We start from the raw sequence: 25,994 nt of genomic DNA on the forward strand, positions 1-25,994 counted from the left end.
GAAATCAGTGTACAGGAAGTTTCGATTTGCTGGTGAAAGGATTGATGAGGCGCTGCGGCGCGCCTCACCTAAAGAGCTGTCTTTAGCCCCAGCAGAGATCCAAGCCTTCTGCGACCGACAGCGACTCAACCCCATCAACTGGCTGGTCGGTGATGAGCGCTACGCCCGTGTCATAGAAGTCTTTGCCGGGTGTGTTTTCGGGTTTAACGCCCTCTTCGGCCCATTTCTTCACGGCCTCAACACCAAGCGACGCCATCAACAGCGGGTACTGCTGGCTTGTCGCACCGATCACACCGGCTTCGACGTTTTGGACACCGGGGCAGCCACCGTCGACTGAAACGATCAGTACGTCGTTTTCACGCCCGATGGATTTCAGAGCTTCATAGGCGCCCGCAGCGGCCGGTTCGTTGATCGTGTGAACAACGTTGATGGATGGATCCTTGGCCAGAAGGTTTTCCATCGCGCGGCGGCCGCCTTCTTCGTTGCCGTCGGTCACGTCACTGCCGACCAGACGCGCATCGGTTTCGTCACCGATGACATTCGGATCCGCCAGGTCCACACCGAACCCGTCGAGGAAACCCTGATTGCGCAGAACGTCCACTGTCGGCTGACTGACGTTCAGATCCAGCGTCGCGATCTTGGCATCGGCTGCGGCGTCACCCATTTTGGCCTTGGCCCATTGACCGATCAGCAGACCGGCCAAGTAGTTGTCCGTCGCGAATGTCGCGTCCGCCGAGTCAATCGGGCTAAGTGGCGTGTCCAGCGCAATGACCAGAACACCTGCATCTCGCGCCTGCTTAACCGCAGGAACGATCGAACTTGTGTCAGATGCCGTCAGCAGAATGCCTTTTGCGCCGTCGAGAATACATGTCTCGATAGCCTGAACCTGAGTTTCATGGTCGCCATCGACCTTGCCGGCAAACGCCTTGAGCGTCATGCCCAGCTCTTCTGCCTTGGCGGTCGCGCCTTCCTTCATCTTGACAAAGAAGGGGTTGGTATCGGTCTTGGTAATCAGGCAGACGGTTTCCCCGGCAGCCTGCGCAGATGCTGCAGCCAAAGTCAGCGCTGTGGCGGATGCGGCAATCTTAAATAGATTTCTCATTTAGTCTCCTCCCAGAAAATTGTTGTGGCCCCGCGCGAATTAGCGACAAGGCGCGCCTCCATCCTCCAATGAAGGTCCTGCTCAAGAAACCGTGATTCTAGCCTCCGTGTCAATAAATAAATAAAGTTTATTTATTAATTTGTCTGCGTGTCTTTTCATAAGAAAACAAGGTGTTTATGTTTAGGTTAATGGAAAGAGAGGCGCTGAAAATACTAACCGGCGGAGTAAGCCAAAGCGGTGTTCGTAATCACAACGAACGCCTGATTCTGACGGTTTTACAACGGCATGGACCTGCTGCCGGGGCCGATGTCGCGAGGCTGACGGGCCTGTCCCCGCAGACCGTTTCGATCATTCTGCGCAAGCTCGCAAAGGACGAGATTCTCAAACGTGGGACGCCGTTGAAGGGCAAAGTTGGGAAACCTTCGATCCCCATGGAACTCAATCCCGAAGGCATCCTGTCGGTGGGAATGAAGATCGGTCGCCGCAGCGCCGATCTTCTTTTGATCGACTTCACCGGTAAGCCACGCCAACAGCTCTCGACGACTTATGACTACCCGCTTCCAGAAGCTGTGTTCGGGTTTTTGGAGGAAGGATTGCAAGAGCTTCTGGCAAATGAACCCCAGAAGCTTCGCGACCGTGTGTGCGGGATAGGGATCGGTACACCGTTCGAGTTGTGGAAGTGGCACGACCTGTCTGGGCTTGCCGCTCAGAAATTCAAATCCTGGAGAAACGTGAACTTTTTTTCCGAAGTGGCCAAGTTCAGCGACCTGCCGGTTTTTGTGGTCAATGACGCGACGGCCGCGTGTCACGCCGAACATCTCTATGGTCGCGGGGCCGAGTACAGAGACTACTTTTATTTCTTCATCGGCTCGATGATTGGCGGAGGCGTTGCCCTGAATGGCACCGTATTTGAGGGCAACCAAGGCAATGCCGGAGCATTGGGCGCCATGCGGACAACGGGTCCTTTGGGTGAGAGCCAGCAACTGATCGACACTGCATCGCTGTTTCTGCTCGAAGACAGGCTGATAGAAGCGGGTATTGATCCGGTGATTTTATGGAAAAAGCCGCAGGATTGGAGCAGCATTTCTCGCTATGTCGAACCCTGGATCGGTACCACGGCACAGGAACTGGCCAAGGCTGCGCTGTCTATTTGCGCGGTCATAGATTTTGAAGCGATTTTCATCGACGGCGCATTCCCACCTGTAATACGGGAAGAACTGGTCTCACGAGTTCGTCGCTACCTGGCCAACCAAGACAAACGCGGTTTGATTCCACCAGTTGTTGAAGCGGCAGCAGTCGGAGAAAACGCCCGCGGTATCGGAGCGGCAAGCAGCCCAATTTTCCGCCAGTTTCTATTGAACACCAATGCTGGGCTTTCTGGGATGTAGCGACCCTCGAACAGACACGCCTTGGCTGCGCCAGCGTGATTGGTCCCAACTCTACGACAAAGCCCTTCCGCGTGTTCTTTAAGTGTTCTGATGCAATTCAGATAGCGTCCAAAAAATAGCCAGGTTGCACTTTTTTTAACTTTTTTGTTGCCGAAACCGGTTTCGGAACGAACAAATAGCTTGAATGACCGCGAATCTTTCATATCCACCGCGTGACCAGTCAGGTAACGCAACCGTCACGGGCCGGGTGAAACTGGACGAATTGGCTGCGCATCTGGGCTTGTCTAAAAGCACGGTTTCGCGTGCGCTTAACGGGTATCCAGATATTTCTTCGGCGACGCGCGCAAGGGTGGAAAAAGCAGCTCGGGTGTTGGGATATCGACCGCTCAGCCATGCGCAGGCGATCCGAACCGGACAAGTTCGTGCGATAGCTATGGTTATCAATAGCGAGGAGCCGGATCAGCATAATCCCTTCTTGCAGGATTTTCTGGCCGGAGCCTGCGCAGCGGCAAGCAGCCTGGACTGGACCATGACCATTTCCACGGCGACCTCCGAAAAAGACACATTGAAAGTGCTTAGCCGCCTTTACGAGGAGCGGAAGGCCGATGGATTCATTCTGCCGCGGACAGCGGTGAAGGATGCGCGTATCGGCCTGCTGCGCAGTCTTGGGGTACCTCATATTCTGTATGGGCGCACCGGCTATGGACAACCGAACAACTGGGACGAGACTTCGTGGTTCGACATTGCCGGTGAAAGCGCGATGCGAAACGCAGTTTTGCGACTGAGCAATTTGGGACATACACGTATAGGCTTTGTCGGCAGCGATCCAAAGTTCAACTATGCGCATCTACGCCGTGACGGATATGCCGAAGGTTTGCATGCTGCTGGTCTACCCTTGGATCCGGAATTGATCCTGGAGGGCGCGCGCACGCGTGAAGATGGCGCGGCGCAGGGACGGGCGCTGATGGCTTTGGATCAACCTCCAACGGCGATTGTCTTTGCGACTGATCTGGCCGCGCTGGGATTTTGCGCGGATGCGCAGGATCAGAGGCTCGAAATCGGGCGCGACATCTCGGTGATTGGCTATGATGGCGTTCCCGAATGCCGCTACGCGCGCCCTGCACTGACGACATTTTCCGTCGATTCTCGCGCGGCCGGTGAACGGCTGGCGACCCTACTGATAAGGCAAATCCGTGGCGAAGCGGCTGCAGACTTGCGAGAGCTGGCCGAGGCCACCCTGATCGAAGGTGACTCGGACGGGCCACCAAACCTGACGTCACACGAATTGGCGCGTAAACTGAACCATCTGACGTGAACATAACCGGGGAGGACACCGATGAAACTAACACCCAAAGCTGCGAAGCTGATGCTTGGCTCGTCACTTGCGCTGGCGCTGACAGCGCTATCCGTGCAGGCCGACACGATCCGTTTTTGGACCACAGAGGAGCAACCTGAACGTCTGGCCAAACAGCAAGAGATGGCGGACCAGTTTAAAGCTGAAACCGGTACCACGGTTGAGGTGATCCCGGTCACCGAAAGCGATCTGGGCACGCGCGCGACGGCCGCTTTTGCGGCTGGCGACCTGCCGGACGTTGTCTATCACACGCTGCAATATGCCCTGCCTTGGGCCGAGGCTGGTATTCTGGACACCGAAGCCGCGACTGAAGTGATCGAAGAACTAGGCGCTGACACTTTCGCCCCCGGTGCTTTGGCGATGGCTGCGTTCAACGACGAAACCGCCTCGGTGCCAGTCGATGGCTGGACCCAGATGGTGGTCTACCGCAAGGACCTGTTCGAAGAGGCTGGTTTGGAGGCCCCCGACAGCTTTGCCGATATTCAGGCCGCGCTTGAGGCTCTGCACAACCCGCCGGAAATGTACGGTTTTGTCTCGGCGACCAAAGTGGACGAAAACTTCATGAGCCAGGTGCTGGAACATGTCTTCCTCGCCAATGGAGTGTCGCCTGTGGGTCCCGATGGGTTCCAGCCGCTTGACGAAGCCAAAACCACCGAGGTTCTGGATTTCTATAAAGCAATCTCCAAGGCGTCGCCTCCGGGTGAGCTTTTCTGGAAGCAATCGCGCGAGCTGTATTTTGACGGCAAAGCCGCAATGATCATCTGGTCGCCCTTTATTCTGGACGAACTCGCGGGTCTGCGTGACAGTGCCCCGCCAACCATCAACGATGATCCGACCTCGCGCGATCTGGCGAGCAAGACCGGCATCGTGACCAAGCTGTCCGGCCCATCAAACCCCGATGGCGCGGCATGGGGAGATGTGCGGTACTTCGGTATCACCAACGACGCCGATACCGATGCGGCGATGGAGTTCGTGAAATTCGCCATGGACGACGGCTACACCCAGACGCTGGCAATCGCGCCAGAAGGCAAGTTCCCGGTCCGTCGTGGCAATGCCGACAACCCGACCGCGTTCTCGGAAGCCTGGGCAGAGCTGCCTGTTGGTGTCGACCGCAAAGCGCCCCTGGGCGAGCTGTACGAACAATCCATGATCGACGAGATCGTTGGCGGTCTGGATGTGGCGCAGCGCTGGGGCGTGGCCGAAGGCCAACTGGCACTGGCATCGAAGATGATCAACAGCCAGGCCATAAACCGCGTCGTTCGCCAGTATATTGACGACGAGATCGACGCGGCCACAGCCATTGCGGCGATGAACGAAGAGTTGGCCAAGGTTCAGTAACCACCCGGCACCTGCAGCGGCGTGCGCGCCGCTGCCCCTAAACCCTTCGAGGTAACCCATGACTTCGGCCTCCCCACCGACAGGAACCGGGGCGTTAGCCAAACGCGAGGCGCGTCTGGCCTGGACGCTGCTGGCTCCGACCATCATCAGTGTGTCGCTGGTTGTGATCCTGCCTTTGCTGGCGATCTTCTGGATCAGCTTCAAGCCCTTCACCCTGTCTGACCTGCGCCCGCCTGCTCCGGTCGTGCGTGAAAGCCTGCGCGGATCGGGTGATGATCTGCGGATCGAATACCGCCTGCGCAACTCTAGTCAGGATATTGCGATCGACGGCGTGACAGTCCGGGATGTCCTACCCGACGGCGTCACGCCACTCGGCGACGTTGCAGCCCCCTGTGTGTTGAACGGGCAAGAGCTGTTCTGCGACTTTGGTACGCTGGAAGGTGGCCAACGCGAGCGCATTCGCGTTCCCGTTGCGGTCGATGGCGACCCGGACGCTTTCGAAGATCTGGTTGAAGGGTCTGAACCAACAGTCACCGGCAGCGGCCCCAGCGTGCTGACAAATTTCGAGTTCAGCCTGGAGAACTTCGCCCGCGTGTTTGACGGCGACGAGTTCTGGGGCGTGCTTTGGGTCACACTTTTCTACACCGTCTTCGGCACCATTGGCGCGCTGGTCATGGGCCTGTTCGCGGCCTTGCTGCTGAACAAGAGCTTCCAGGGGCAGGGGTTCATCCGGGGTCTTTACCTGTTCCCCTACGTGGCGCCCGTCATTGCCGTGGCCTTTACCTGGGTCACGCTGTTTGATCCGTTCTCAGGCTCGGCTAATGCGCTGCTGGTGCAGATGGGGCTGAGCAGCGAGCCGATCAACTTCTTCGGGGAACGCCCACTGGCGTTGATCATGGTCACCGTGTTCGAAATCTGGCGTTACTTCCCGCTGTCCTTCCTGTTCATTCTGGCGCGGATGCAGTCCATCGACTCCAGCATGTACGAAGCGGCGGATATGGATGGGGCCTCACCGTTCCAGAAGTTCTGGCTGCTGAGCATCCCGCAATTGCTGGGCATCCTGTCGGTCCTGTTCCTTCTGCGCTTCATTTGGACGTTCAACAAGTTCGACGACATCTTCCTGCTGACCGGAGGCAACGCGGGCACCCGCACCCTGACTGTGAACGTTTATGAACAGGCCTTTGCGGTATCGAACATTGGGGCAGGCGCGGCCGTGGCCGTGGTCATCCTGATGTGCCTGATCGCCTTCAGCTTTGTCTTCTTCAAATTCATCAGCCGTGAGGAGGGTCTGTGATGCGCCAAGGGTATATCACTGGCCCGATCCTGGGCGCGCTGTGGCTGGTGGTAATCGCCACCACCATTGCGGTCACCATGTCCTTCGCCACGGGCGCGGCCTTCCGTCCGCAGGTTCTGCTGAGCCTGTTCTGGGGCGCGTTGGCTGGTCTGGCGTATGTCCGCTTCCCCGCTCGTCATGCCTCGGCGCGTCTCGGCGTGTCCGCCCTTTTGGGTCTGACCTGCCTGACCGGCTTTGGCCCGGTTCTGATTGGCTCGGACACAACGCTGCTGTCGCTTTCGATAACCGTGGTTTCGATCGCCGTCGTCATGCATCTTTCGATGGCTGAAATCCTGAAAGAGCTGCCCTTTGGCGAACTGACCCGTCACGAGTTCGAAGACGCCGTGATCCGGTTCTGTACCGGTTTCGGCTATATCTTCTTCACGGCCATCGTGGTCATCCCCTTCTATGTGATGGTGATGACCAGCCTGAAGTCGCAGCAGGCGCTGTTGCAGAACCCGCTGGATTTCTCATTGGATCTGGATCAGGGCTGGGCGCTGTTCCGCAGCTATACGGAACTGTTCCGTGATTTCAATTTCGGCTCCTACCTGTGGACGTCCTTCTACGTCTCGGTTCTGACGGTCTTCATCACGCTGGCCTTCAGCATTCCGGGGGCCTATGCAGTCGCGCGGTTCCGGTTCAAAGGGCAAAAGGCGTTCTCGCGCTCGATCCTGCTGATCTACATGGTGCCGATGATCGTTCTGGCGCTGCCGATCTATATCGCATTCTCTCTGACCGGCCTACGCAACTCGATCCTGGGCATCGTCATGATCTACCCGGTCACCACGATCCCGGTTGCCCTGTACATGCTGCAGGGGTATTTCCGTGGTCTCCCGACCGAAGTGGAAGAGGCCGGCCTAATGGATGGTCTCTCGCGCTTGGCGGTGATCTGGAAGATCACCCTGCCGCTCAGCCTGCCGGCTCTGGCTTCGGTGTCGCTCTATGTCTTCATGATCGCCTGGAATGAATTCCTACTGGCCTTCATGCTGCTGGATGATCCCTCGAAATTCACTCTAACCCGAGGCGTCACAATGCTGAACTCCTCGGAAATCCCTCGCCAACACCTCATGGCTGGCGCGGTGATTGCCACTGTTCCAATCATGGCCCTGTTCCTGGGGCTTGAACGTTTCATGACCAAAGGCCTGACGGCTGGCTCGGTCAAAGGATGACAGAAATGAACCACTTTACTTCGCCGACAGAGTCAGCACGCAATATCCTGATCTCCAATGATCGGGGTGGCTATACGATCCCGACCAGCGGGCTCTATCCCTACCAATGGAACTGGGACAGCGCGATCGCCGCGCTGGGCTTTGCCGAGTTCGATATCGACCGCGCCTGGACAGAGCTTGAGACGCTGTTCTCAGGCCAGTGGGAGGACGGCATGGTTCCCCACATCCTGTTCCACAAAACGGATCCGGGCTATTTCCCCGGGCCGGATGTCTGGGGCGGCATCGGGCCGATTGCCTCCTCTGGCGTAACGCAGCCACCGCTGGCGGGCACCATGGCCCGGCGGGTATGGGAGAAAGACCGCGCGGCTGGTGAAGCCCGCCTCCGCGCCCTGTTCCCCGCTATGCTGGCCTGGCATCGGTGGTTCATGACATGGCGTCTCGATGACCACGGCGCGGTCTGCACCACCCACCCTTGGGAGGCTGGGCGCGACAATGCACCGGACTGGGACGACGCAATGGCGAGCATTGATGCCTCAGACGTGGGCGAATACCAGCGTCGCGACACGAGCCACGTGAACAGCGCCGACCGGCCCACCAAATACGACTATGACCGCTACATCAAACTTGTCCAGATTGGGCGTGAAGCGGGCTGGGATCAGCAGCAATTGCTAGAGAAGAACCCATTCCGCGTCGCCGATCCGACGATGAGTTTCACAACTCTACGCGCCGCCCGCGATCTGCTGGCGATAAGTGAGGAGTTGGGGATCAGTGCCGAAGGCCTCGCTGATGACGTGGACCGGCTCGAGGCAGGCGCAAAGTCACTGTGGAACGAGGCTTTGGGCACCTTTGATTCACGAAATGCGCATACGGGAAAATGGGCTGAAAGCGTCTCAAATGCGAGCTATCTGTGTTGGTATGCAGGCATTGAATCTCAGCAAATGTTGGACCGTTTGAAAACTGTTTTGACCACGGTCCCGCACCCAATCCCTAGCTATGATCACAAATCGCCCAAGTTTGACGAACGCCGATATTGGCGTGGGCCAACATGGGCGTTCATGAACATGCTGACGGGGTTCGGTCTGAAGGATATGGGCCACGGGGTTGAGGCCGAAGCACTGCGCCTGAAAACCGGTCGTCTGATCGCGGGCCACGGCTTTGCCGAATATTACGACCCGATTACCGGCAGTCCCGCTGGGGGCAACTCATTCACATGGACCGCTGCCGTCTGGCTGCATTGGGCAGGGAGGAACTGATGGGCAGCATTGAGCTCAATTCCGTCGAAAAATGGTTCGGCGAAGTGCAGGTGATCAAAGGCATCGACCTAAAGATCGAAGAAGGTGAGTTCGTCGTCTTCGTCGGCCCGTCGGGCTGTGGTAAATCAACCCTGTTGCGGATGATCGGTGGGCTCGAGGACATCTCGCGCGGGTCTCTTTTGATCAATGGGGATGACGTCACCGACAATCCGCCTTCGAAGCGTGGGCTGACCATGGTGTTCCAGTCCTATGCGCTTTATCCTCACTTGACGGTGGCCGAAAATATGGGGTTCTCGCTGAAAGTGGCGGGCGTATCCAAGGGCGAGATTGCTGAACGCGTGGGTAAAGCTGCCGAGGTACTCAAGCTGGAACCCTATTTGGAGCGCAAACCTAAAGACCTGTCCGGCGGTCAGCGTCAGCGCGTGGCGATCGGTCGGTCTATTGTGCGTGACCCCACCGCATTCCTGTTCGATGAACCGCTATCCAACCTGGACGCCGCTCTTAGGGTCGAGATGCGGTATGAGATTGCCAAGCTTCACCAGAGCCTGAACCGCACCATGATCTATGTGACTCATGATCAGGTCGAAGCGATGACACTGGCTGATCGTATCGTGGTGCTGGAATTCGGCAAGATTGCACAGGTCGGGACCCCACGCGAACTATACGAACGCCCCGCCAACTTGTTCGTGGCGCAGTTCATTGGCAGTCCGAAAATGAACGTCATTCCCTGCACCGTGTCCGGCGATCAGTTCCAGCTGGAGAACGGTGGAGGCGGCCCGTTTGATCGGACTGGTACTGCTACGATGCTGGGTATCCGTCCGGAACATATCAGTGTGGTCGAACCTGGCTCGGGTCACAGCGATGGCAAGGTCGAGGTGGTCGAGTATCTTGGCGCCGATATGTTCGTCATCGTCGATTGCGGGTTTGAAGAGAAGGTGACTGTTCGCCTTGGCGGGGACACGCAGATCAAAGCCGGAGCGCAAGTCGGCTTGTATTTTGCACCCGAGAAACTGCAATTTTTCGACGCGGCAGGGCAGACGATTAGCCCAGATGAACGGGTGTGACACTTTTGAGATGTTTGGGGATGTGTCGCAAGCTTCTGGAATGGCCAGAGCCAGCGACTCACTGGACACCCCTATCCTGAGATCTTGGCAAATAGTCGAAAACCAGCCGGCTTGGAGCTAGAGAAATGCCGCTTCCAGTAATGTTGGCGATCTCAATACTGTCCATTGCAGCTGAGGCGGATCTGAACGACTTGAACGCGCATATGTGCAGTCTGTTGCACTTGATGAAGCGATGATCCTGCTCGATCAAGTTTTCAAGAAATTTGACCTGACTGTTTGGATTTTGACTGAGCAACGAAGCCGACTAAGGATTTTGTTCGCTTTTCTAATGCGCGTGAATAGCGATCATCGGCGTGTCTTGAGAACCTACCTATTGAGAGTGGCGCGGTCCACCGGCCGCCGCGTTCAGCCATGATATCTTCGAAGTCACGATTGGATACCGTGTACCGCAGATAGAACTATGGCGTGCAAAACTGCAACCTTGGGGAATGACAGCCTTTCGACGAGTTCATGCCAAAACCTGTTCGAAAATTTTTCGATCAGTACAAACCTAAGATCACGCAGGCTCGTCGACAAGACTCGAAAGATTGCGACACATCCGTTCTGGTTCAGTGAACAGGAAAGTGACAAGGACGTTGCCTCCTTCAAGGACTGGCTGCTCGGACAGACGCAGAAGCTACCGCCAGCGTTCCCTCGATTTGCCAAACCTGTTCAGGACGTTGCGTGTGATCTGTTCGACTTGGTCGTCCTGCCGGATCAGGCCCGCGATCCATTCGCAGGTCGCGGCGGTGAATATCTCGCCCTTGCCACGCCGCCACGAGATGATCATTCCGTTGCCGCGTTTGCAGGCGTCCAAGGTTTCGGGCGTGGCCTCTCCGAAGAGCACCTGCGCTTTGAACGCCGCATCCGCTGACCCGACGTAGAGCGTTTCACCCCAAATACCGTGATCTGCCTCGATATTGGTGGCGAGCCCCATTGCGAGGATGTCGATCTCCGGCACGGCACCGTCCGTGCAGTTCGGAAAGGGCAACCCATCCTCGAAGCGATAGTCCAGCCCGTCGACCTCATAGCCGAAAATCCGCGATCGCGCGCCCAGCACGTCACCATAGCCGAGCCCGGCTCCGTGAAAGGCCCAATGTTCGTCGCGGTAGATCGTGAAGCCGCCCGTACCGCCGCCAACACAGTTGCCAAGACCGGCATAGACTCCGCGCAGGGCGTTGACACCGAAGGTCGACGCACCGGGACGGTTGACTGGATTCACCTCGAACGCACCCGAGACAAGATGCTCTTGATCAGTCTCCATCAAAGGGTCCTGATCTGCGATGTATTTGTAGCAAACCTGTGTGCGGCCTTCGTCCTCGATCCGGGTCTGCCACAGAAAATTCCCGGCAAACCGCGCGACATGGCCCCCGGATTCGACATAGGCATCGACGGCGTCGCGCATATCCGCGCTCCAGTATTCATCGTGGCCAACGAAAACGGCACAGGCATAGCGGTTCAGAAGATCAGGGTCGCGGTGCAGATCGTGCTGTGTGACCACGTCGAATGCATATCCCTCAGCCTCGGCCCAACGGGCGAAATGGCGTTCATAGCTTGCCCAGCCCGCCGAAGCGTATTTCTTGGAATAGCCATAGGCATAGGCCCACTCCATGTAAGGATAGCGTACCATCTCGCCGGGCTTGGTCGGCTGTTCGCGCAGCGCACGCGGTGCGCCCTCGGGCAGTTTGCAGAACCCACGAGTCCATGGCCGCTGTGTCGAGACGATGGGTGAAAATGCATCGCCATTCGGCCCTGTGATACCCTCATAGTGATTGGACCCGCCCCAGCAATTATAGGCTAGCCAGGTGCCCGTTGCACAAACCAGAACATAGGGCGGTGGCGAGGCATCGGGCGCGGTTCTGATTAGAATGACATGGTGTTCTTCAACCACATCATCGCCCTTCCGAGCGCGGAAAGTGACCAGATAACCGCCAGGTGCCCAATCATTGGGGATGGTGAAGGCATAGGCCTCGGGCCAGCCACAGCCCTTGACTGAGCAATCTCGGGGCGTTGGATGATGCGCCCCCGGAAGGCCGCTCTTGGTCAGTAGTGGCTCATAGAACTGCCCGTCGCGGCCGATCTCAAGCTCCCATTCCGTCGCCGTGGTGGACACGTGCAGCGCAACGCGGTCCCCGGGTGCATAGCTCATTTCTGAGGTGTAGCCCCATATTTCCAGAACCGCCTCGTCACGCGCCGGGCCGATATAGTAGTTATCAAGGATATGGCGCGCCTTTGCACGGGTACGCGGCGTGGTCGCCGGTCCGGGGTGGTCCTGTGTCATATGTCTACTCCGGCAAATACTTGTCCGACCAGCTTTCGGCAGCTGCGCCATTTTCGATCATGTGCCCGATTTCCTCGTTCGTATAGCCTAGCCGTGCGAGGATTTCGCGCGTGTCCTGCCCGTATTTCGGAGCAGGTCCGGGGATCGTGATAGAGGCTTCCTCGGGCCGCACCGCATTGGGCGCGACAAGGTCGACCCACTTCCCCATCGGGTGCTGATCATGGCGCACCGCGCGGAAGGTCGCCTTTGAGATATCGATCCTACCGTCGCTTTCGAACTGCAGGCCTGCGTCGCGCGTGTCATGGAGGGAACCAAGAGGCGTGATACCCACCGAGCCGGCGGCAAAGACGTGCATCCAGTCTGTCACCGGTTTTTGCGCAAACCGCTCGGCAAGGGCGGCTTCCAATTCGGTGTCATCCTTTCCGACGAGATCGGACAGATCAGGCACCCGTTCAAGGGCCGCTTCCCGCTCTGTCGGGGCAGCAAAGAACATCCAGCCATCGGCGGCGGCATAACAGCGATAGAACGGCCCCCATCCTCGTACCCCACGTCCTGAAGGCTCGTCGAACGCTGGGCGCCCTTCGAAATCATACATGAATTGGGCCTGGATCATTTCACCTGCCGCGGCCAGTGAGGCGCGGGCAACACCACCTTTTCCGGTCACCCTGAGCCGTTCCAGCGCCGCTCCTAGAGCCACGCAGGCACAATGCCCGGTCAGCGCGTCGATCGTACCGAAATGAGCGTGCTCCTCTGGTGTCTCAGGGCCGCCACCAAAGCGGGTCATCACACCTGTCGCGGCTTGCGCGAGGTCGTCATAGCCGAGGTGATCCGATTTCGGCCCCCGACGTGGTCCGCCCCACGCATCAAGCTGCACCAGAATGAGACGCGGGTTTATTTCCTTCAGTCGCACTTCGCTCAGGCCCAGTGCATCACGTTGTTGATCGGTGCCGTTCATGGTTATCACATCGGCCCGCTCCACCATTCGCCAAAGCGCCTCTTGCCCCTGTTCCGAGCGCAGATCGAGCAACACGCTTTTCTTGCCTCGCTGCGCATGCAACCCGAACACCACCGCGTTCCACGGATCGACTGAAGGCTGCACGGGCTGGACCAGCGTAACCTGCGCCCCGAACCGCACCAGTGTAGACCCGATGGTCGGTCCGGCAATGACGTTTGTCAGATCCAGCACCTTCAGCCCGTCAAGCCAGAGGCCTTTGCCGTCGCCGCCCACGGGCATTCGCGGCGTCTCTGCAAGAACACCGCTCAGCGCATCCCGAAAGTCGTCCCGCTGTGGCCCTGCGGCTTTATCCATTGCGCCTGGATCATCGGCCAGCCAAGCGACGTTGCCCATCTGCCGCATCTGCCCGTGGCGGGGATCGTCAAGCGCGACCACCAGCCCCGAGGTCAGCGCATGGGGGTCGGCCAGCCATTCGGCCGTGCTGCGTTGCGCTGTGGCCGGAGCCTTAGCCGCTCCGAAAAGTTCTTCCCATTCATGCGCAGGACGGGTCAGGAAGGCTGCTTTCATCGCATCAGCCAGTCGCCTGCGATCACCTACCCCCACCGGATAGCTGCGCAAAGCCCATTCCGCGGGCCAATCCGCCTGATCGACATAGACATCAAAATCCGGCAATTCCTTCAACAGATCGCCAAGACCGAGAACCTCCAGCACTCTTTGGGGATGGTTCACGATCGAGCAGGATACGATGTAAAACCCTCGTCCATCGGCACAGGTATAGGTGCGGTAGAACGGATCAAGAAATTCGGAGAGCTCGGCAAAGCTCAGGTTGTTGGGCAGGCCTTCGCGCGCGCGCCGCTCCAACTCCAACTCACGCGGAGATTTGTAGCGCTCGGGGTAGCCCTCGATCTGTTCGCAATTGTAAACCAGCCCCTCCAGCAGGGCAGACGCAAGCGGTACTTCGATGTGGTCGCCTCCCATCCGGGGCCGCGCGGCCAACGCAAATAGGACCGACATCGCACCGAATGCGGCACCATAGGCCGAGGCCAGCCCCAGCGGGGTAAAGGAAGGGTTGATCCCCATCAGCCGACGGTTCAACCCCATGTCGGTAAATTGCCCAGTGCGCGCCGCGATCACCGCTTCCCAGGCTGCCATCCCGGCGAGCTCGGGATCGGTTGACGCAAACCCGGGCAACGAAAGCGAGACGATGTCGGCGTTCACATGCCTGAGCGCCTCCGGCCCAAGCCCCAGCCGCTCCATCACGCCGGGACGGAAGTTCTCGATCACCACGTCAGCGCGGCGAACCAGATCTAGCGCCGTATTGCGTCCGTCGGCTGTCTTGAGATCAAGCGCAAGCGCACGCTTGCCACGCGATAACATGTCGAAAGCGGGGTCCTGCCACCTGGGTCCACCTGGCGGATCAATGCGGATCACCTCGGCCCCGAGATCGGCCAGCATCATCCCGACCAGCGGTCCGGCCAGAAAATGCCCAAAATCAAGGACACGAATGTGGGAAAGCTGGCGGTTCTGCATGGTTACTGGATCCTGTTCCGACGGTTTACCCCCACAAATCTATGAAATTGTCTGGGCGTGTTTCATATTCATCCTGCCAAAAATGAGATCTATTCTGCCAATGCATCCCTTCCACGTCTCTGTTTTCCTGTGCAATGCCTTTTCCAATATGGTGCTTGCATGCCTGCTTGAACCGTTGCGGGTGGTGCGCGATCAAACCGGTGCAGATATCCGCTGGAATATCCTGACGGATGGCGACCGTACCGTAAGCAGTTCCAGCGGTCTGAGCGTTTCGCCGGACATGTCGATTGTAGACGCGCCCAAACCTGATCTGGTCATTATCATAGGTGGCGACGCCTTTCGCGACACCAAAGGCGTGACCGCCGCCCGCAGTCTTGGACAATTTATGCAGAGCGCAACGGTGATTGCAGCCGATACCGGTGCTTGGGTGTTGGCGCGGGGCGGGTTTCTGATCGCTCGGAATGCCACGTTGCACTGGCAGCTTCTTGAGGAATTCGCCGAGGAGTTTCCCGAGGTCAACGTCCTTCCCGATCGCCATGTGCAAGACGACCGTTTCTGGACATGCGGCAGCGCGGCGGCGGCGATTGATCTGATGTTGAAATTCATTCGAGAGCGGTTTGGCGCCTCGGTCGCATTTGATGCCGGTGCAATGTTCCTACACGATAACGCCCGACGGCACGGCGCCTCATATCCCGATCAGGCATTGTCGCAAGCGGTGTCCCCGAAGCTCAAACGTGTCGTTGTGCTCATGTCCGAAACGCTCGAAACGGCGCTGTCTATCCCCGCCCTAGCGGAACAGGCACACATATCTGAACGGTCCTTGCGCCGTCTGTTCTGGGCAGAATTGCAGACGACGCCTGGGCGATACTACTTACTGCTTCGCCTGGCCCGCGCCCGCGAGTTGCTTAGACATAGCGACCTCTCACTCGATCAAATCGCTTTGCGTTGCGGTTTTGCGAGTTCGACCACCCTGACACGCAGCCTGCGCAAGAATTTCGTAACCGATCCGCTTCAGGATCGCCGGGCAAATCTGTGACTATTTCAACCTACGCTTTGCGAAAATTGCCCTGCAAAAGGCAAGCAACAAATTTTCGGGCTTTGCTAAGCATTGCTTACACTAATCGAAGTGTTCAAAAACGGCCGTTGGGACGATCCCCACGAACCGCAGGGCATTGTCTCTAACCTGCTGTCATAGAGGTCTGTGGTGAAGCCCAGAGGCCCTTAAAGCAGACTTTGAAGCAAACTGTTGTTTCCGTCGCGAAGGACGGAAAGTGGCAGTTCGCGCTACTTCATGCCGTACCACATTCAGTACCAAAAAGCTGTCGTCGTTTGATTTAAGGAAAAACGAAACCCTCATTGAATCTGCGAAAAACGTTGATCTCCCAAATTTTCGCGCTTACGGGCGGCTCGCCCAGTTGCACCACAGCGCCGTCTTTCAAAACCACAAGGTGATCTTTCAGTTTATGCGCTTCATCCCGATCGTAGGTGAAGAAGATTATGGTTTTGTGCAACTCGTCTTACAACTCTAGCAGCAGATCCTGCATATCCGTGCGGATCAACGGATCCAGCGCCGAGAATGCCTCGTCCAATAGCACAATGTCCGAGTTTGAAATCCATGCATGTGCAATGCCCACGCGTTGTAGCGTCCCGCTAGAAAATTGTGCAGGATAACGCGCCTCATACCCCTTAAGCCCCGCGCGCGCCAACCATTTGCGCGCCCGATCCTCGCAGGTTTGTTAGTCGACATCCTGAATTTGCTATGCCATCGCGGCGTTTTGCAGGACCGTGCCATGGGGCAGCAGGGCGAATTTCTGGAACACCATCGACATCTTCTTTTGTTGCAAACGGCGCAGGTCCGCGGCGAACGGCTATGTTGCGTCTTCGCCATCCAACAGGATCTCGCCCGTTGTGGGTTCGATCAGGCGGTTCAGGTGGCGGATCAGTGTCGATTTGTCCGACCCGGACAGGCCCATGAGCACGGTCGTTTCGCCAGCCTGCATATCAACATGGATATCCTGTAGTCCGAGCACGTGCTTGCGGTCGGTCAGAAGGTCGGCCTTGCCCAAACCGGCGCGACCAGGAGCGGTACCAAGACCGACCAAGGCGGAGCGAAAAAAAGGTAGTGCGTTCCGTCAAGTGCCCAGCTGAGCTGTTGGGTCCGCGGATCCAACACCAATTTCAACCCGTCTCGCATCGAAAGAATCAAGTCTTCGATCTCCATGGTCATATCCCGAGTTTGGGCAATCGCTGCATAGCTGTAATGTAGGTTGTCGAGCGACGGGAAGGGGAGCATTTCACTATTTGCGTCCACTTGATCGCCGTCCTATTTGGGCCAACATCTGCGCCATCGAAATCGGCTCGCCTTCTGTATTGGCGTGGCACCAGTCGCGCAGACCAAGTGCGTCGAAAAGCTTGTCATAGAAGGCCATGCGCCCCTCCTGTCTTGGGAAAGGCCTCGCCTTCTACACGGCGAGGTAGTAAGTGTCCGCAGGGGGTTACTTCAACAGCGCGGACAGCTTGCCACGTGCTTCGTCCCTGAGCGAATGCGACCATGTATCGTGATAGTTGATCAAGAAATGGCCGCGGCCCCTTCATAGGACGCGCTGTTTTCATCCTGCCAGGCCAGCACTGCTCCCATGTGGTCGTTGGTAAATGACATCAGCTTGAGGAACTCGACCAACTTGGGTTCGCGCTCCAGAAGGCTGGGGATCTTGGCGGTGGGATAGGCGGACAATATTGATGCGGCGCATTCGGGGTCCCCGTTGCAGGTATGCGCGCTCTGAACAAAGGGCGCAGTTTCCACATGCACCATCGGGTATTTGCCCAGCACTGAAGTCGGTGCCCGGTAGTATCCGAACCAGGGTTCCTTGGCGGCATATGCCGCAGCGATGGTGGTGGCCAAAGTTTCGCCCAATCTGTGCTGGAACTGGTCAATCCCGTGGCCAGCCATGTCCACTGCTTTGGCGTTACTCTGGTTCACCAAATCACACGCCCAACCGGCGGGGCAATCATGGAACTGCCCTCCGACCAGTTGCGGTTTGGTCAAGATACCGTCCAGCGTCTTCAACTCAAGATGAGTTTCGGCCAGATAGGAGGGGATCAACCAGGCGTCGACGCCGTCATCAGTCACAACATTGCCAAGCTCGATTGGCTTTCCTTCGCTGCGCAACTCTTCATAGACCGGCGAGGAGTTTTTCCAGAGTTTCGTCAGGTTGTCCGGGTCGCCGGTTTCGCAATCGAGGCCATCGCCGGGTTGGTCGAAGATGGCACCGTGTTCAACGTGCAGCGGTGGCTAGTTTCGAGCAGGAACTTGTCAACCGACGTCACCACCGCCGACAATGCCCATTCCATTTCGGTGATCGACACCTGGCCACAGTCGGCAAGGGCTGACGTGGTCCCCAGAGCAGTAAAAAGGGTGGCTGCGGCAAGCATTTTTTCTTGAAGGTCATTTGGTCTCCCAGTCGCTCCTATCGGTAGGGGTGCGACGCGATTTTCCGCGCTCTGGTTTTATCCGGTGGCATTCAGAATTGCGCGTATCTTCAATCTCAAGATACGCTCCTTGCTGCGATCTGAACCTGATCAGTTATTTTCTGCAGGTTTCTTGTTCTCCCCGTCAAAATGGAAAACCTCGCCAGGATTTCCTGACGACGCAAGAATCGGGAAGCAAATCATGTCTGGCTTACATCAGGTCTCTGGCCGTGACGCCAAGGGCTGCGACACGTGATTTCGGTGGAGTTTTGCCCGCATCGATCAAGCGTTTCGCGGACGTTTACCCGCGCGGGTCGTTGATCGCGTCGACCGCCAAAAACGTGTCGCCAAGATAGTATCAAAGCGACAACGCTCCGTTGTCAACAGCTCGGTGCACGACCTCGTGGTGGCCCGCCGACAAGCCCACGATTTGGAGCTTGGTGGCATTCTGACTCGACCAGAACCATGGCTTGGCGCCATGGGATGCGCAGCGCGCGAGAATCGTTGCATCGGCCAAATAGTGTTGATTTGCCAGTTGCAACTCGCGGAAATGGACCGAGGTCGCCTGCGACAAGATGCGAACCGCCGCTTCCAACAAGGTCATGGGCAGGCCCAGCTTGACCTGCACCCCTGCGGCTTGAAGCCCCAATTAGCCCCGACCGACCACCAGCGCATTGCTCCCCAACTACGCCTGGAACGCGAACGCCCCGGCATCTGCCAGATCGCGCTTGGTCAACTCGCTTTTCAGGCTCCCCGTGAGGCATCTGGCAAGCGCGGTGGGCGTGAACCAGTTGGCAGCACCAGATGATCATCGAAGACGGAGTCGTCTGTTTCGGTGCGCACCTGATTGTTGACCCGGTCTATTTCCACGACACGGCAGCCGGTACGCAGGGTGATGTCATTCTCACCGCAATACGCTTCAGACCGCAGAAGCAAACGCGCGTGCGCCAACCCGCCCAGAAGAAGCACCTTGACAGCGGAGGGCGTCGATAGGGCAGCGCGTGCTCCTCTCTGACCAGTGTGATCGGCCCCTCATGCCCGCGATCGCGCAGGTCAGCGCAGGTCAGCGCAGTCCGAAAACCCGGCCTGCCCGGTGCCAATAGCCAAAACGTGGTTCATCAACTAACGCAAACCTGAAGTGGCTTTCTGCATCGCCAGGATCAACGCGTCGCGTTTTGCCGACAGCTCGGCGGGGCTTTGCCCGCGTGCCTCGTCGCGTACGCCTTCGATCAAGATGCGCGAAACATCGTCATTCAGACGCACCTGTCCCAGATCATCCCACCAGCCGTTGAACGTGTCGGTGAAATGATCGCAAAACGCCTGAAGCCCGCCTGCGCCCGCGCCCAGATTGAACAGCATGGTTGGCCCCATCGCGGCCCAACGCAGGCCGGGGCCGGCCCAGACCGCCTTGTCCACGTCCTCGACGCTTGCCACGCCTTCGACCACCAATGAAATCGCCTCGCGCCAGATCGCAGCTTGCAAGCGGTTCGCGACGTGGCCGTTCTTTTCCTTATTCACCCGGATGGTAACCTTTCCCACTGCTTCGTAAAACTGTTCGGCCCCGTCCACTGCCGCCGGGTCGGTCAGGTCATTGCCCAGGATTTCCACCAACGGGATCAGGTGGGGCGGATTGAACGGGTGCCCCAGCACGAAGCGAGCAGGGTCTTTCCAGCCTCCTTGCATCTGGTTCAGCATCAGGCCCGAGGCCGAACTGGCGACAATGGCCTGCCGGTCCAGAACTGGCTCGATCTCGGCAAAGGTGGCGTGTTTGATGGGCAGGCGTTCAGGCACGTTTTCCTGGATGAACGCGGCTCCGGCGACCGCCTTGGCGGCACTGTCGTGAAAGCTGATTGCGTCGGGGGCACCGTTCTCGGTCAGTCCCAGCTCGGTCAGGGTTGGCCAGGCCATCTCGACATAGTCGCGGACCTGCATTTCCACCTCCGACGCCGGATCGAACACCGCAACCGAACGTCCAGAAGCCAAGAAAAGCGCCGCCCAACTGGCCCCGATGACACCACCACCAAGGCAGGCCGTATGTGCAAATTCCATCAGAACAATCCCGGATTTAGGGGCGAGGCAGCAGTCATGCCGCCATCGACCGTGAAACATTCGCCAGACACGTAAGCCGACTGATCCGAGGCCAGCCAACTTACCATGTTGGCAATGTCGGCGGGTTCCCCGAACCGGCCCACCGGGTGGCGGGCCAATGCGTCGGCCATGGCTTTCTCAGGGTCTTTCGCCAAGGCAAACCCGTCCTCGGCCATCTCCGTCATGATCCAGCCCGGGCGGATCGCGTTGCAGCGTACTTTTGGCCCGTGATCAACGGCAATCGAGCGGGTCAGCCCGTGAACAAAGGCCTTGGACGCATTGTAAAGCGCCATGCTTGGGTCCGCGACCATGCCAGAGATTGACCCAATATTGATGATGTTGCCGCCATGTTCGGCCATATCCAACAAGGCCTCGCGGCACATGTTGAACACGCTTTTGCAGTTCACGTTCATCACCAGATCCCAATCGTCATCATCGCTGTCGGCCACGGTCTTTTCGACCTGAACGCCGGCGTTGTTGACCAACAAGGTGACGCGACCGAATGCGTTGTTTGCGGCTTTGATCAGCATCGCCGCATCGCCGGATTTCGACACATCCGCCGTGACCCAAAACACCGTGTCCGGCATGTCCTCAGGCCGGGCGCCACGTCCGCATGTGACCACATCAAAACCGTCTGCCAACAGCCGGTTCACAATGGCCCGGCCAATCCCCCGGCTTCCGCCGGTAACAATCGCGCAATTATCCATGGGCGATCATCACATGTCTGACGGCGGTGTAGGCATCGAGCGCAAAGACGCTCATATCACAGCCGGTTCCCGAAGACTTCATCGCCGCCCAGGGCATCTCCGGGGTCGCGACGCCGTGGGTATTCACCCAGGTAAATCCGTAGCGCAGCTTCGCCGACATCCGCATCGCCCGCCCGGTATTGTTGGTCCAGACCGACGAAGCCAGCCCGAATGGCCCGGCATTGGCAACCCGCAGCGCTTCGTCCTCGTCGCTGAACCGCGAGATCGTAACGACGGGGCCAAAGATCTCGTTGCAGAATACTTCCGCATCATGGGGTACATTGGCGAGAACCGTGGGTTCATAGAAGAAGCCGGGGCCATCGATCAGCCTGCCACCGACGACAACCTCGCAAGTGTCGCGCGCCCGGTCGACAAATCCGGCCACGGTGTTGCGTTGTCCGGCCGAGATGATCGGGCCCATTTCCGTGCCCTCAGCCTTTTGCGCACCAACCTTGATCTGCCCAACCTGATCGAGCACAGCGGCCACCACCTTGTCATAGACGGCATCCTGCACCAGCAGGCGGCAGGGTTGCGCGCAATCCTGACCGGCGTTGAAGAAGGAGCCATAGCGCACGGTTTCTGCAACCGCGTCGATATCGGCGTCGTCAAAGACGATCACGGGGGCCTTGCCGCCCAACTCCAGATGCACGTGGCGGATCTGACGCGAGGCCGCCTTCATCGCCTCGGCCCCGGTCGCATTGGACCCGGTGATCGAAATCGCCTCGGTGCGTGGGTTGTTGATCATCTGGCTGCCGATCTCACGGCCCGAACCGTGCAGCACGTTCACGACGCCATTGGGGGTGATGTCTGCAATCAGCTCGGCGGCCTTCAAGGTGGAAAGTGGCGTGAGTTGAGAGGGTTTCAGCGTCACGGGACAACCCGCCGCCAAAGGCGCAGCGAGCTTCCAGGCGGCCATCATCAAAGGGTAGTTCCAGGGCGCAATCGCCGCTACCGGTCCGACCGGATCTTTTCGGATCATGCTAGTGTGACCGGCTACGTATTCGCCCGCCGTCACCCCGGTCATAGTGCGCGCGGCACCGGCGAAAAAGCGGAAGGTGTCCAGCGTCAGTGGGGTTTCATCGTTCAGCGCCGAGGGCCAAGGCTTGCCTGCGTCCAGACTTTCCAACTCGGCCAACTCCTCGATGTTGGTTTGGAGGACATCGGCGATATCTGTCAACAGTTGCGACCGCTCCGCCGGGCTGGTCTGCCCAAACGTGTCAAACGCCTCGTGCGCGGCGGCAGCTGCGGCATCTGCTTGTTCCGAGGTGGCGGCATTGACGGCGCAAATCTCTTCTCCGGTTGCCGGGTTCAGGACCGGGATCGCCGCCCCGTTTCCTTCGACAAGCTCGCCATTGATCAACAACTTTGTTTGCATGTGCTCCCCTCCTCAGAATGCGACCTGATCGCCGCCCTTCAGACCCAAACGCGCGCGCGCCTCGGCGGGGGTAGCAACCTGAAGCCCCAAATTTTCGACAATCTCCCGAATTTTGCGAACCTGTTGAGCGCTGGACACAGCTTTCTCTCCGGGTCCGATATATAGGCTGTCTTCCATACCGACCCGCACGTTCCCCCCAAGCAATGCGCTTTGCGTGGTGAACGGTATCTGGTGGCGACCGGCGGCCAGAACCGACCATTCATAGTCATCGCCAAACAGTTTGTTGGCAATGGTGTGCATGTGCATCAAGTTGTCCAGATCGGCCCCCACCCCGCCCAAGATGCCAAAAACCATCTGCACGAAAATCGGCCCTTCGATCCAACCCTGATCAATGATCCACGCCAGGTTATAAAGGTGGCCAAGGTCATAACATTCGAACTCGAAACGCGTACCGTGGCCCTGACCGAGTTCCTTTAGGCAGTATTCGATATCCGCGAAGGTGTTGCGGAAGATGAAATCGCGGGTCATGTCCAGGAATTCGGGCTCCCAGTCATGCTTCCAGTTCGAATACTTGTCCTTCATCGGGAAAATGCCGAAGTTCATCGACCCGATATTCATGCTTGCCATTTCCGGGCTGGCGACCGTCGCGGCGCGCAGGCGTTCTTCGCGAGACATGCCCAACCCACCGCCCGTAGAGACATTCATGACCGCATCTGTCGTCTGTTTGATGCGCGGCAGGAATTCCATGAAAAGGTCGGGGTTCGGGTCGGGCTTGCCGGTTTCCGGGTCGCGCGCATGCAGGTGGATGATCGAGGCGCCGGCCTCGGCGGCCTCGATGCTGGCGGTTGCGATCTCGCTCGGAGTGATTGGCAGGTGCTCCGACATGGTGGGGGTGTGAATGCCGCCTGTGGGGGCGCAGGTGATGATGACGGGCTTGGTCATGTGGTTGGCTCCTCGAAGGTCTTAGGGACAACGAACAGGTGGCATGGTTTCTCTGGCCTGCCCCAGGTCGGCCTTCGCAAAGCCAGCTCTCCAAACGCGAACGGAGGCATCACAGCGTCGACCTCCGGCTCTTGCGAACGCAACGCTTCTGACATCACAGTCTCATCTGCTGGACTTGCGCAGACAGTCCGCCGTCCAGTACCCAAAGTTGACCGCTCGCATAGCGGGCCTCGTCCGAGGCGAGCCAGTTGACCAGGTTCGCGATGTCCTCGGGCGTGCCATAGGTGCGCATCGGGTGAACGTCACGCACCGCCTGTTGCAGCTCATCAATCGACTTGCCACCGCCGCCGGACCCGTCGCCGGAAAAGAAGCTTTGCAGCATTGGTGTGTCGATATAGCCCGGGCAGATAGCGTTTACGCGGATACCCTCAGGGCCGTGGTCACAGGCCATGGCGCGGGTCAGCGCATGCACCGCGCCTTTGGTGGCACAATAGGCCGCAAGGCCGGGATCGGCGATGAACCCATCATAGCTGCCAAAATTGATGATGCTGGCCGAAGTGCCGGTTTTCGCCGCCGCGCGCATCAGGGGCAAGGCGTATTTCGATGTCAGGAAGGTTCCGGTGCAGTTTACAGCGAAGCTCTGGTTCCATTCCTCAAGCGTGGTGTCTTCGATGGTCTTCTCGATCTCGATCCCGGCGGCGTTCACCAGAATATCGAGCTTGCCTCCGTCAGCCTCGATCCGCGCCATCGCAGCTTTCACCGAAGCCTCATCTGCCACGTTAATCGCAACAAAACGGCTGCCCTCATCGTCATGTTCGGTCAATGATCCCTGTGGTGTCAGATCGGCGGCATAGACGATGGCCCCTTCGCGCAGAAAGCGCGCGACGATGGCCCGACCAATCCCTCCACGACCACCAGTTACGAGGGCGATTTTTCCCTGTAGTTTCATATCAGTCGTCCTTCTGTGGCGGGAACCGATAACGGCCTGCGGCTTCGGTCCAATCCATATGGTTGCGCACATATTGCTGGCTGGCATCAGAGGGTGGGTTGTAATCCCAATGCTCCCCGGCATCGGCTTCCATCGCTGCATGAAGCGCACGGCGGGATTTCTGGGTAGTGATCACATCTTTGCGCAGCTGGTCGCTGTTCCAGCGGGCCCTGACTTCGGCGGCAAAGCCTGCGGCGGCTTTGGCATAGGCTGGATCAGCAGCGACATTCACCTTCTCGAACGGGTCAACCGACAAGTCAAAAAGCTGCGGTGGATCGATGTCGCAATGGATGTATTTCAGCGGCCCGCGCCGGATCATGAAGACCGGCCAGGGGGTCATTTCGGCGCAGTATTCACCGATCGCCTCGTCCACCGGGTCGAGCTCACCGCGCGCTAGTGGCATTAGTGATCGACCGTCGACCGTTTCGCCAAACATCTCCGGGGTGCCGCCTCCGATATCAACAAAGGTGGGCAACAGATCCAGTAGCGAACAGGCGTTGGGTGCGCGGCCCTTGGCCACCCCTGGCCCGGCCATGATCAAAGGCACGCGAGCCGAGTATTCGAAGAAGTTCATCTTGTACCACAGGCCGCGCTGGCCCAGCATGTCGCCGTGATCTGCAGTGACAATGACGATGGTGTTGTCCAGCTCGCCAATGTCTTCGAGCGTCTTGACGATCTTGCCAACCTGACTGTCGAAGAAGCTGACATTGGCCAGATAGGCATGGCGCGCGCGCCGGACTTCTTCGTCTGTCAGAGGAACATAGCTGGCTTCGATCCCATCCATGACACGACGCGAGAACGGGTCTTGGTCTTCGGGTGACAATGTGAACTCGGGCAGATCGATATCATCATCGTCATAGAGGTCCCACCACTCAGGCTGCGCGACGTAGGGATCATGTGGGTGAATGAAACTGGCGACCATACAGAAAGGCGCTTGCGATCCGTGCGCCCGATCGCGCCCGCGATCTATCAGCCAACGGCGCGCGGCAAAGCCGACCTCGTCGTCATAGTCGGTCTGGAAGGTGGCGACGGCCACGCCGCTTTCCTTGACCGTCTGCATGTTGTGGTACCACTTGTCGATGCGCTCATCATGGGCCTCCCAGTCGGGCGTCCAGGCGAAATCGGACGGGTAGATGTCGGTGGTCACGCGGTCCTGAAACCCGTGTTTCTGGTCGGGGCCGACAAAGTGCATCTTGCCCGACAGGCAGGTGTGATAGCCCAACGTCTTCAGGTAATGCGCGAATGTTGGCACGCTGGCGCGGAATTCGGAGGCATTGTCGTAGGCGGCGATACGGCTGATCAACTGGCCGGACATGAAGGCGAACCGGGAAGGTGCGCAAAGTGGTGAGTTGCAATAGGCCGCATCAAACCGCATCCCGCGCGCGGCCAGCGCATCGATATGCGGTGTCTTGGCGACCGGGTGGCCGTATGCCCCGCAAAATTGCGGTGCCAATTGGTCGGCCATCACGACGACGATATTTGGTGTTCTTGGCATAATGCTGTTCCTCCCTGCCTGCCAATATGCGGTGACTGCGCGCGTTCAGTCACGAGCGGGGAGGAGGTTGGAACTGCATTCTTTTG

The 25,994-nt window shown here is 58.4% G+C and carries 22 protein-coding genes and 2 pseudogenes; 10 read left to right on the top strand and 14 right to left on the bottom strand.

Going from position 1 to position 25,994, the window contains the following annotated elements; all coding sequences use genetic code 11:
* Nucleotides 1–82: 82 nt before the first annotated feature.
* Nucleotides 83–1,102, bottom strand: a complete 1,020-nt coding sequence (locus ACR0NO_RS18720) for a substrate-binding domain-containing protein (RefSeq protein ID WP_480543138.1) — start codon at nt 1,100–1,102, stop codon at nt 83–85.
* 188 nt (nt 1,103–1,290) lie between these two features.
* Between ACR0NO_RS18720 and ACR0NO_RS18725 the strand changes: the two are divergent.
* The 8 genes and pseudogenes from ACR0NO_RS18725 to ACR0NO_RS18760 form a co-directional block, all read left to right on the top strand.
* A pseudogene (locus tag ACR0NO_RS18725) lies at nt 1,291–1,476 on the top strand (winged helix-turn-helix transcriptional regulator); the annotation flags it as partial.
* Nucleotides 1,477–1,533: 57 nt separating this feature from the next.
* Nucleotides 1,534–2,490, top strand: a complete 957-nt coding sequence (locus ACR0NO_RS18730; protein WP_480725136.1) for an ROK family protein — start codon at nt 1,534–1,536, stop codon at nt 2,488–2,490.
* 184 nt (nt 2,491–2,674) lie between these two features.
* Nucleotides 2,675–3,805: a LacI family DNA-binding transcriptional regulator gene (locus tag ACR0NO_RS18735; RefSeq protein ID WP_480725083.1), complete on the top strand. Its 1,131-nt coding sequence runs from the start codon at nt 2,675–2,677 to the stop codon at nt 3,803–3,805.
* Between the two features lie 21 nt (nt 3,806–3,826).
* Complete coding sequence (locus ACR0NO_RS18740; RefSeq protein WP_170693201.1) at nt 3,827–5,182, top strand: ABC transporter substrate-binding protein; 1,356 nt, start codon at nt 3,827–3,829, stop codon at nt 5,180–5,182.
* Between the two features lie 58 nt (nt 5,183–5,240).
* Nucleotides 5,241–6,476 carry a carbohydrate ABC transporter permease gene (locus tag ACR0NO_RS18745; RefSeq protein ID WP_170768190.1) on the top strand — a complete coding sequence of 412 codons (1,236 nt, stop codon included), beginning with the start codon at nt 5,241–5,243 and terminating at the stop codon, nt 6,474–6,476.
* Entirely contained in the window at nt 6,476–7,684 is a 1,209-nt protein-coding gene (locus tag ACR0NO_RS18750; RefSeq protein ID WP_480725085.1) for a carbohydrate ABC transporter permease, read from the top strand. Before ACR0NO_RS18745 ends, ACR0NO_RS18750 begins: the two co-directional genes overlap by 1 nt.
* Before the next feature lie 5 nt (nt 7,685–7,689).
* Nucleotides 7,690–8,937 (top strand): MGH1-like glycoside hydrolase domain-containing protein, encoded by a 1,248-nt coding sequence (locus ACR0NO_RS18755; RefSeq protein WP_480725087.1) that lies wholly within the window; start codon nt 7,690–7,692, stop codon nt 8,935–8,937.
* Entirely contained in the window at nt 8,937–10,001 is a 1,065-nt protein-coding gene (locus ACR0NO_RS18760) for an ABC transporter ATP-binding protein (RefSeq protein WP_480725089.1), read from the top strand. The genes ACR0NO_RS18755 and ACR0NO_RS18760 overlap by 1 nt, the downstream gene beginning before the upstream one ends.
* Nucleotides 10,002–10,677: 676 nt before the next feature.
* Here ACR0NO_RS18760 and ACR0NO_RS18765 read toward each other — a convergent pair.
* Nucleotides 10,678–12,321, bottom strand: a complete 1,644-nt coding sequence (locus ACR0NO_RS18765; protein ID WP_480725091.1) for a N,N-dimethylformamidase beta subunit family domain-containing protein — start codon at nt 12,319–12,321, stop codon at nt 10,678–10,680.
* Between the two features lie 4 nt (nt 12,322–12,325).
* Entirely contained in the window at nt 12,326–14,806 is a 2,481-nt protein-coding gene (locus ACR0NO_RS18770) for a CoA transferase (RefSeq protein ID WP_480725092.1), read from the bottom strand.
* A gap of 82 nt (nt 14,807–14,888) precedes the next feature.
* Between ACR0NO_RS18770 and ACR0NO_RS18775 the strand changes: the two genes are divergently transcribed.
* Nucleotides 14,889–15,842, top strand: coding sequence for a GlxA family transcriptional regulator (locus ACR0NO_RS18775; protein ID WP_480725094.1), 954 nt, complete (start codon nt 14,889–14,891; stop codon nt 15,840–15,842).
* 367 nt (nt 15,843–16,209) lie between these two features.
* Here the strand turns inward: ACR0NO_RS18775 and ACR0NO_RS18780 are convergent.
* The 5 genes and pseudogenes from ACR0NO_RS18780 to ACR0NO_RS18800 form a co-directional block, all read right to left on the bottom strand.
* Nucleotides 16,210–16,881: pseudogene (locus tag ACR0NO_RS18780) on the bottom strand (ATP-binding cassette domain-containing protein); the annotation flags it as partial.
* Between the two features lie 222 nt (nt 16,882–17,103).
* Nucleotides 17,104–17,235, bottom strand: coding sequence for a hypothetical protein (locus ACR0NO_RS18785; RefSeq protein ID WP_480555257.1), 132 nt, complete (start codon nt 17,233–17,235; stop codon nt 17,104–17,106).
* 140 nt (nt 17,236–17,375) lie between these two features.
* Nucleotides 17,376–18,092, bottom strand: a complete 717-nt coding sequence (locus ACR0NO_RS18790; RefSeq protein WP_480725138.1) for a glycine betaine ABC transporter substrate-binding protein — start codon at nt 18,090–18,092, stop codon at nt 17,376–17,378.
* The gene (locus ACR0NO_RS18795) at nt 18,014–18,238 is read right to left on the bottom strand and encodes a hypothetical protein (protein ID WP_480725096.1); all 225 of its coding nucleotides are present in this window, start codon (nt 18,236–18,238) and stop codon (nt 18,014–18,016) included. Before ACR0NO_RS18795 ends, ACR0NO_RS18790 begins: the two co-directional genes overlap by 79 nt.
* A gap of 394 nt (nt 18,239–18,632) precedes the next feature.
* Nucleotides 18,633–18,923, bottom strand: coding sequence for an oxidoreductase C-terminal domain-containing protein (locus ACR0NO_RS18800; protein WP_480725098.1), 291 nt, complete (start codon nt 18,921–18,923; stop codon nt 18,633–18,635).
* Nucleotides 18,924–19,078: 155 nt separating this feature from the next.
* Between ACR0NO_RS18800 and ACR0NO_RS18805 the strand changes: the two genes are divergently transcribed.
* Complete coding sequence (locus tag ACR0NO_RS18805) at nt 19,079–19,267, top strand: hypothetical protein (RefSeq protein ID WP_480725100.1); 189 nt, start codon at nt 19,079–19,081, stop codon at nt 19,265–19,267.
* Nucleotides 19,268–19,396: 129 nt separating this feature from the next.
* Here the strand turns inward: ACR0NO_RS18805 and ACR0NO_RS18810 are convergent, their stop codons facing one another.
* From ACR0NO_RS18810 to betC, 6 genes are all read right to left on the bottom strand, one after another.
* Nucleotides 19,397–20,323, bottom strand: coding sequence for a 3-hydroxyacyl-CoA dehydrogenase NAD-binding domain-containing protein (locus ACR0NO_RS18810; protein ID WP_480725101.1), 927 nt, complete (start codon nt 20,321–20,323; stop codon nt 19,397–19,399).
* Complete coding sequence (locus ACR0NO_RS18815) at nt 20,323–21,069, bottom strand: SDR family NAD(P)-dependent oxidoreductase (RefSeq protein ID WP_480725102.1); 747 nt, start codon at nt 21,067–21,069, stop codon at nt 20,323–20,325. Before ACR0NO_RS18815 ends, ACR0NO_RS18810 begins: the two co-directional genes overlap by 1 nt.
* Nucleotides 21,062–22,483: an aminobutyraldehyde dehydrogenase gene (locus ACR0NO_RS18820; protein WP_480725104.1), complete on the bottom strand. Its 1,422-nt coding sequence runs from the start codon at nt 22,481–22,483 to the stop codon at nt 21,062–21,064. The genes ACR0NO_RS18815 and ACR0NO_RS18820 overlap by 8 nt, the downstream gene beginning before the upstream one ends.
* Nucleotides 22,484–22,495: 12 nt before the next feature.
* A complete protein-coding gene (gene kce, locus ACR0NO_RS18825) occupies nt 22,496–23,425 on the bottom strand; it encodes a 3,5-dioxohexanoate:acetyl-CoA acetone transferase (protein WP_480725105.1) in 930 nt (309 codons plus the stop codon).
* A 154-nt stretch (nt 23,426–23,579) separates the two neighbouring features.
* The gene (locus ACR0NO_RS18830; protein ID WP_480565624.1) at nt 23,580–24,374 is read right to left on the bottom strand and encodes an SDR family NAD(P)-dependent oxidoreductase; all 795 of its coding nucleotides are present in this window, start codon (nt 24,372–24,374) and stop codon (nt 23,580–23,582) included.
* 1 nt (nt 24,375) lies between these two features.
* Nucleotides 24,376–25,908, bottom strand: coding sequence for a choline-sulfatase (betC, locus tag ACR0NO_RS18835; protein ID WP_480725107.1), 1,533 nt, complete (start codon nt 25,906–25,908; stop codon nt 24,376–24,378).
* Nucleotides 25,909–25,994 lie beyond the last annotated feature (86 nt).

It is taken from the genome of Ruegeria sp. CL3 (assembly GCF_056536505.1).

Bases quoted from the DNA above. Each gene is read 5' to 3' on its own strand.
- ACR0NO_RS18720 (WP_480543138.1), bottom strand. From the start codon at position 1,102: ATGAGAAATCTATTTAAGATTGCCGCATCCGCCACAGCGCTGACTTTG.
- ACR0NO_RS18730 (WP_480725136.1), top strand. From the start codon at position 1,534: ATGGAACTCAATCCCGAAGGCATCCTGTCGGTGGGAATGAAGATCGGT.
- ACR0NO_RS18735 (WP_480725083.1), top strand. From the start codon at position 2,675: ATGACCGCGAATCTTTCATATCCACCGCGTGACCAGTCAGGTAACGCA.
- ACR0NO_RS18740 (WP_170693201.1), top strand. From the start codon at position 3,827: ATGAAACTAACACCCAAAGCTGCGAAGCTGATGCTTGGCTCGTCACTT.
- ACR0NO_RS18745 (WP_170768190.1), top strand. From the start codon at position 5,241: ATGACTTCGGCCTCCCCACCGACAGGAACCGGGGCGTTAGCCAAACGC.
- ACR0NO_RS18750 (WP_480725085.1), top strand. From the start codon at position 6,476: ATGCGCCAAGGGTATATCACTGGCCCGATCCTGGGCGCGCTGTGGCTG.
- ACR0NO_RS18755 (WP_480725087.1), top strand. From the start codon at position 7,690: ATGAACCACTTTACTTCGCCGACAGAGTCAGCACGCAATATCCTGATC.
- ACR0NO_RS18760 (WP_480725089.1), top strand. From the start codon at position 8,937: ATGGGCAGCATTGAGCTCAATTCCGTCGAAAAATGGTTCGGCGAAGTG.
- ACR0NO_RS18765 (WP_480725091.1), bottom strand. From the start codon at position 12,321: ATGACACAGGACCACCCCGGACCGGCGACCACGCCGCGTACCCGTGCA.
- ACR0NO_RS18770 (WP_480725092.1), bottom strand. From the start codon at position 14,806: ATGCAGAACCGCCAGCTTTCCCACATTCGTGTCCTTGATTTTGGGCAT.
- ACR0NO_RS18775 (WP_480725094.1), top strand. From the start codon at position 14,889: ATGAGATCTATTCTGCCAATGCATCCCTTCCACGTCTCTGTTTTCCTG.
- ACR0NO_RS18785 (WP_480555257.1), bottom strand. From the start codon at position 17,235: ATGGCCTTCTATGACAAGCTTTTCGACGCACTTGGTCTGCGCGACTGG.
- ACR0NO_RS18795 (WP_480725096.1), bottom strand. From the start codon at position 18,238: ATGCTTGCCGCAGCCACCCTTTTTACTGCTCTGGGGACCACGTCAGCC.
- ACR0NO_RS18805 (WP_480725100.1), top strand. From the start codon at position 19,079: ATGATCATCGAAGACGGAGTCGTCTGTTTCGGTGCGCACCTGATTGTT.
- ACR0NO_RS18810 (WP_480725101.1), bottom strand. From the start codon at position 20,323: ATGGAATTTGCACATACGGCCTGCCTTGGTGGTGGTGTCATCGGGGCC.
- ACR0NO_RS18815 (WP_480725102.1), bottom strand. From the start codon at position 21,069: ATGGATAATTGCGCGATTGTTACCGGCGGAAGCCGGGGGATTGGCCGG.
- ACR0NO_RS18820 (WP_480725104.1), bottom strand. From the start codon at position 22,483: ATGCAAACAAAGTTGTTGATCAATGGCGAGCTTGTCGAAGGAAACGGG.
- kce (WP_480725105.1), bottom strand. From the start codon at position 23,425: ATGACCAAGCCCGTCATCATCACCTGCGCCCCCACAGGCGGCATTCAC.
- ACR0NO_RS18830 (WP_480565624.1), bottom strand. From the start codon at position 24,374: ATGAAACTACAGGGAAAAATCGCCCTCGTAACTGGTGGTCGTGGAGGG.
- betC (WP_480725107.1), bottom strand. From the start codon at position 25,908: ATGCCAAGAACACCAAATATCGTCGTCGTGATGGCCGACCAATTGGCA.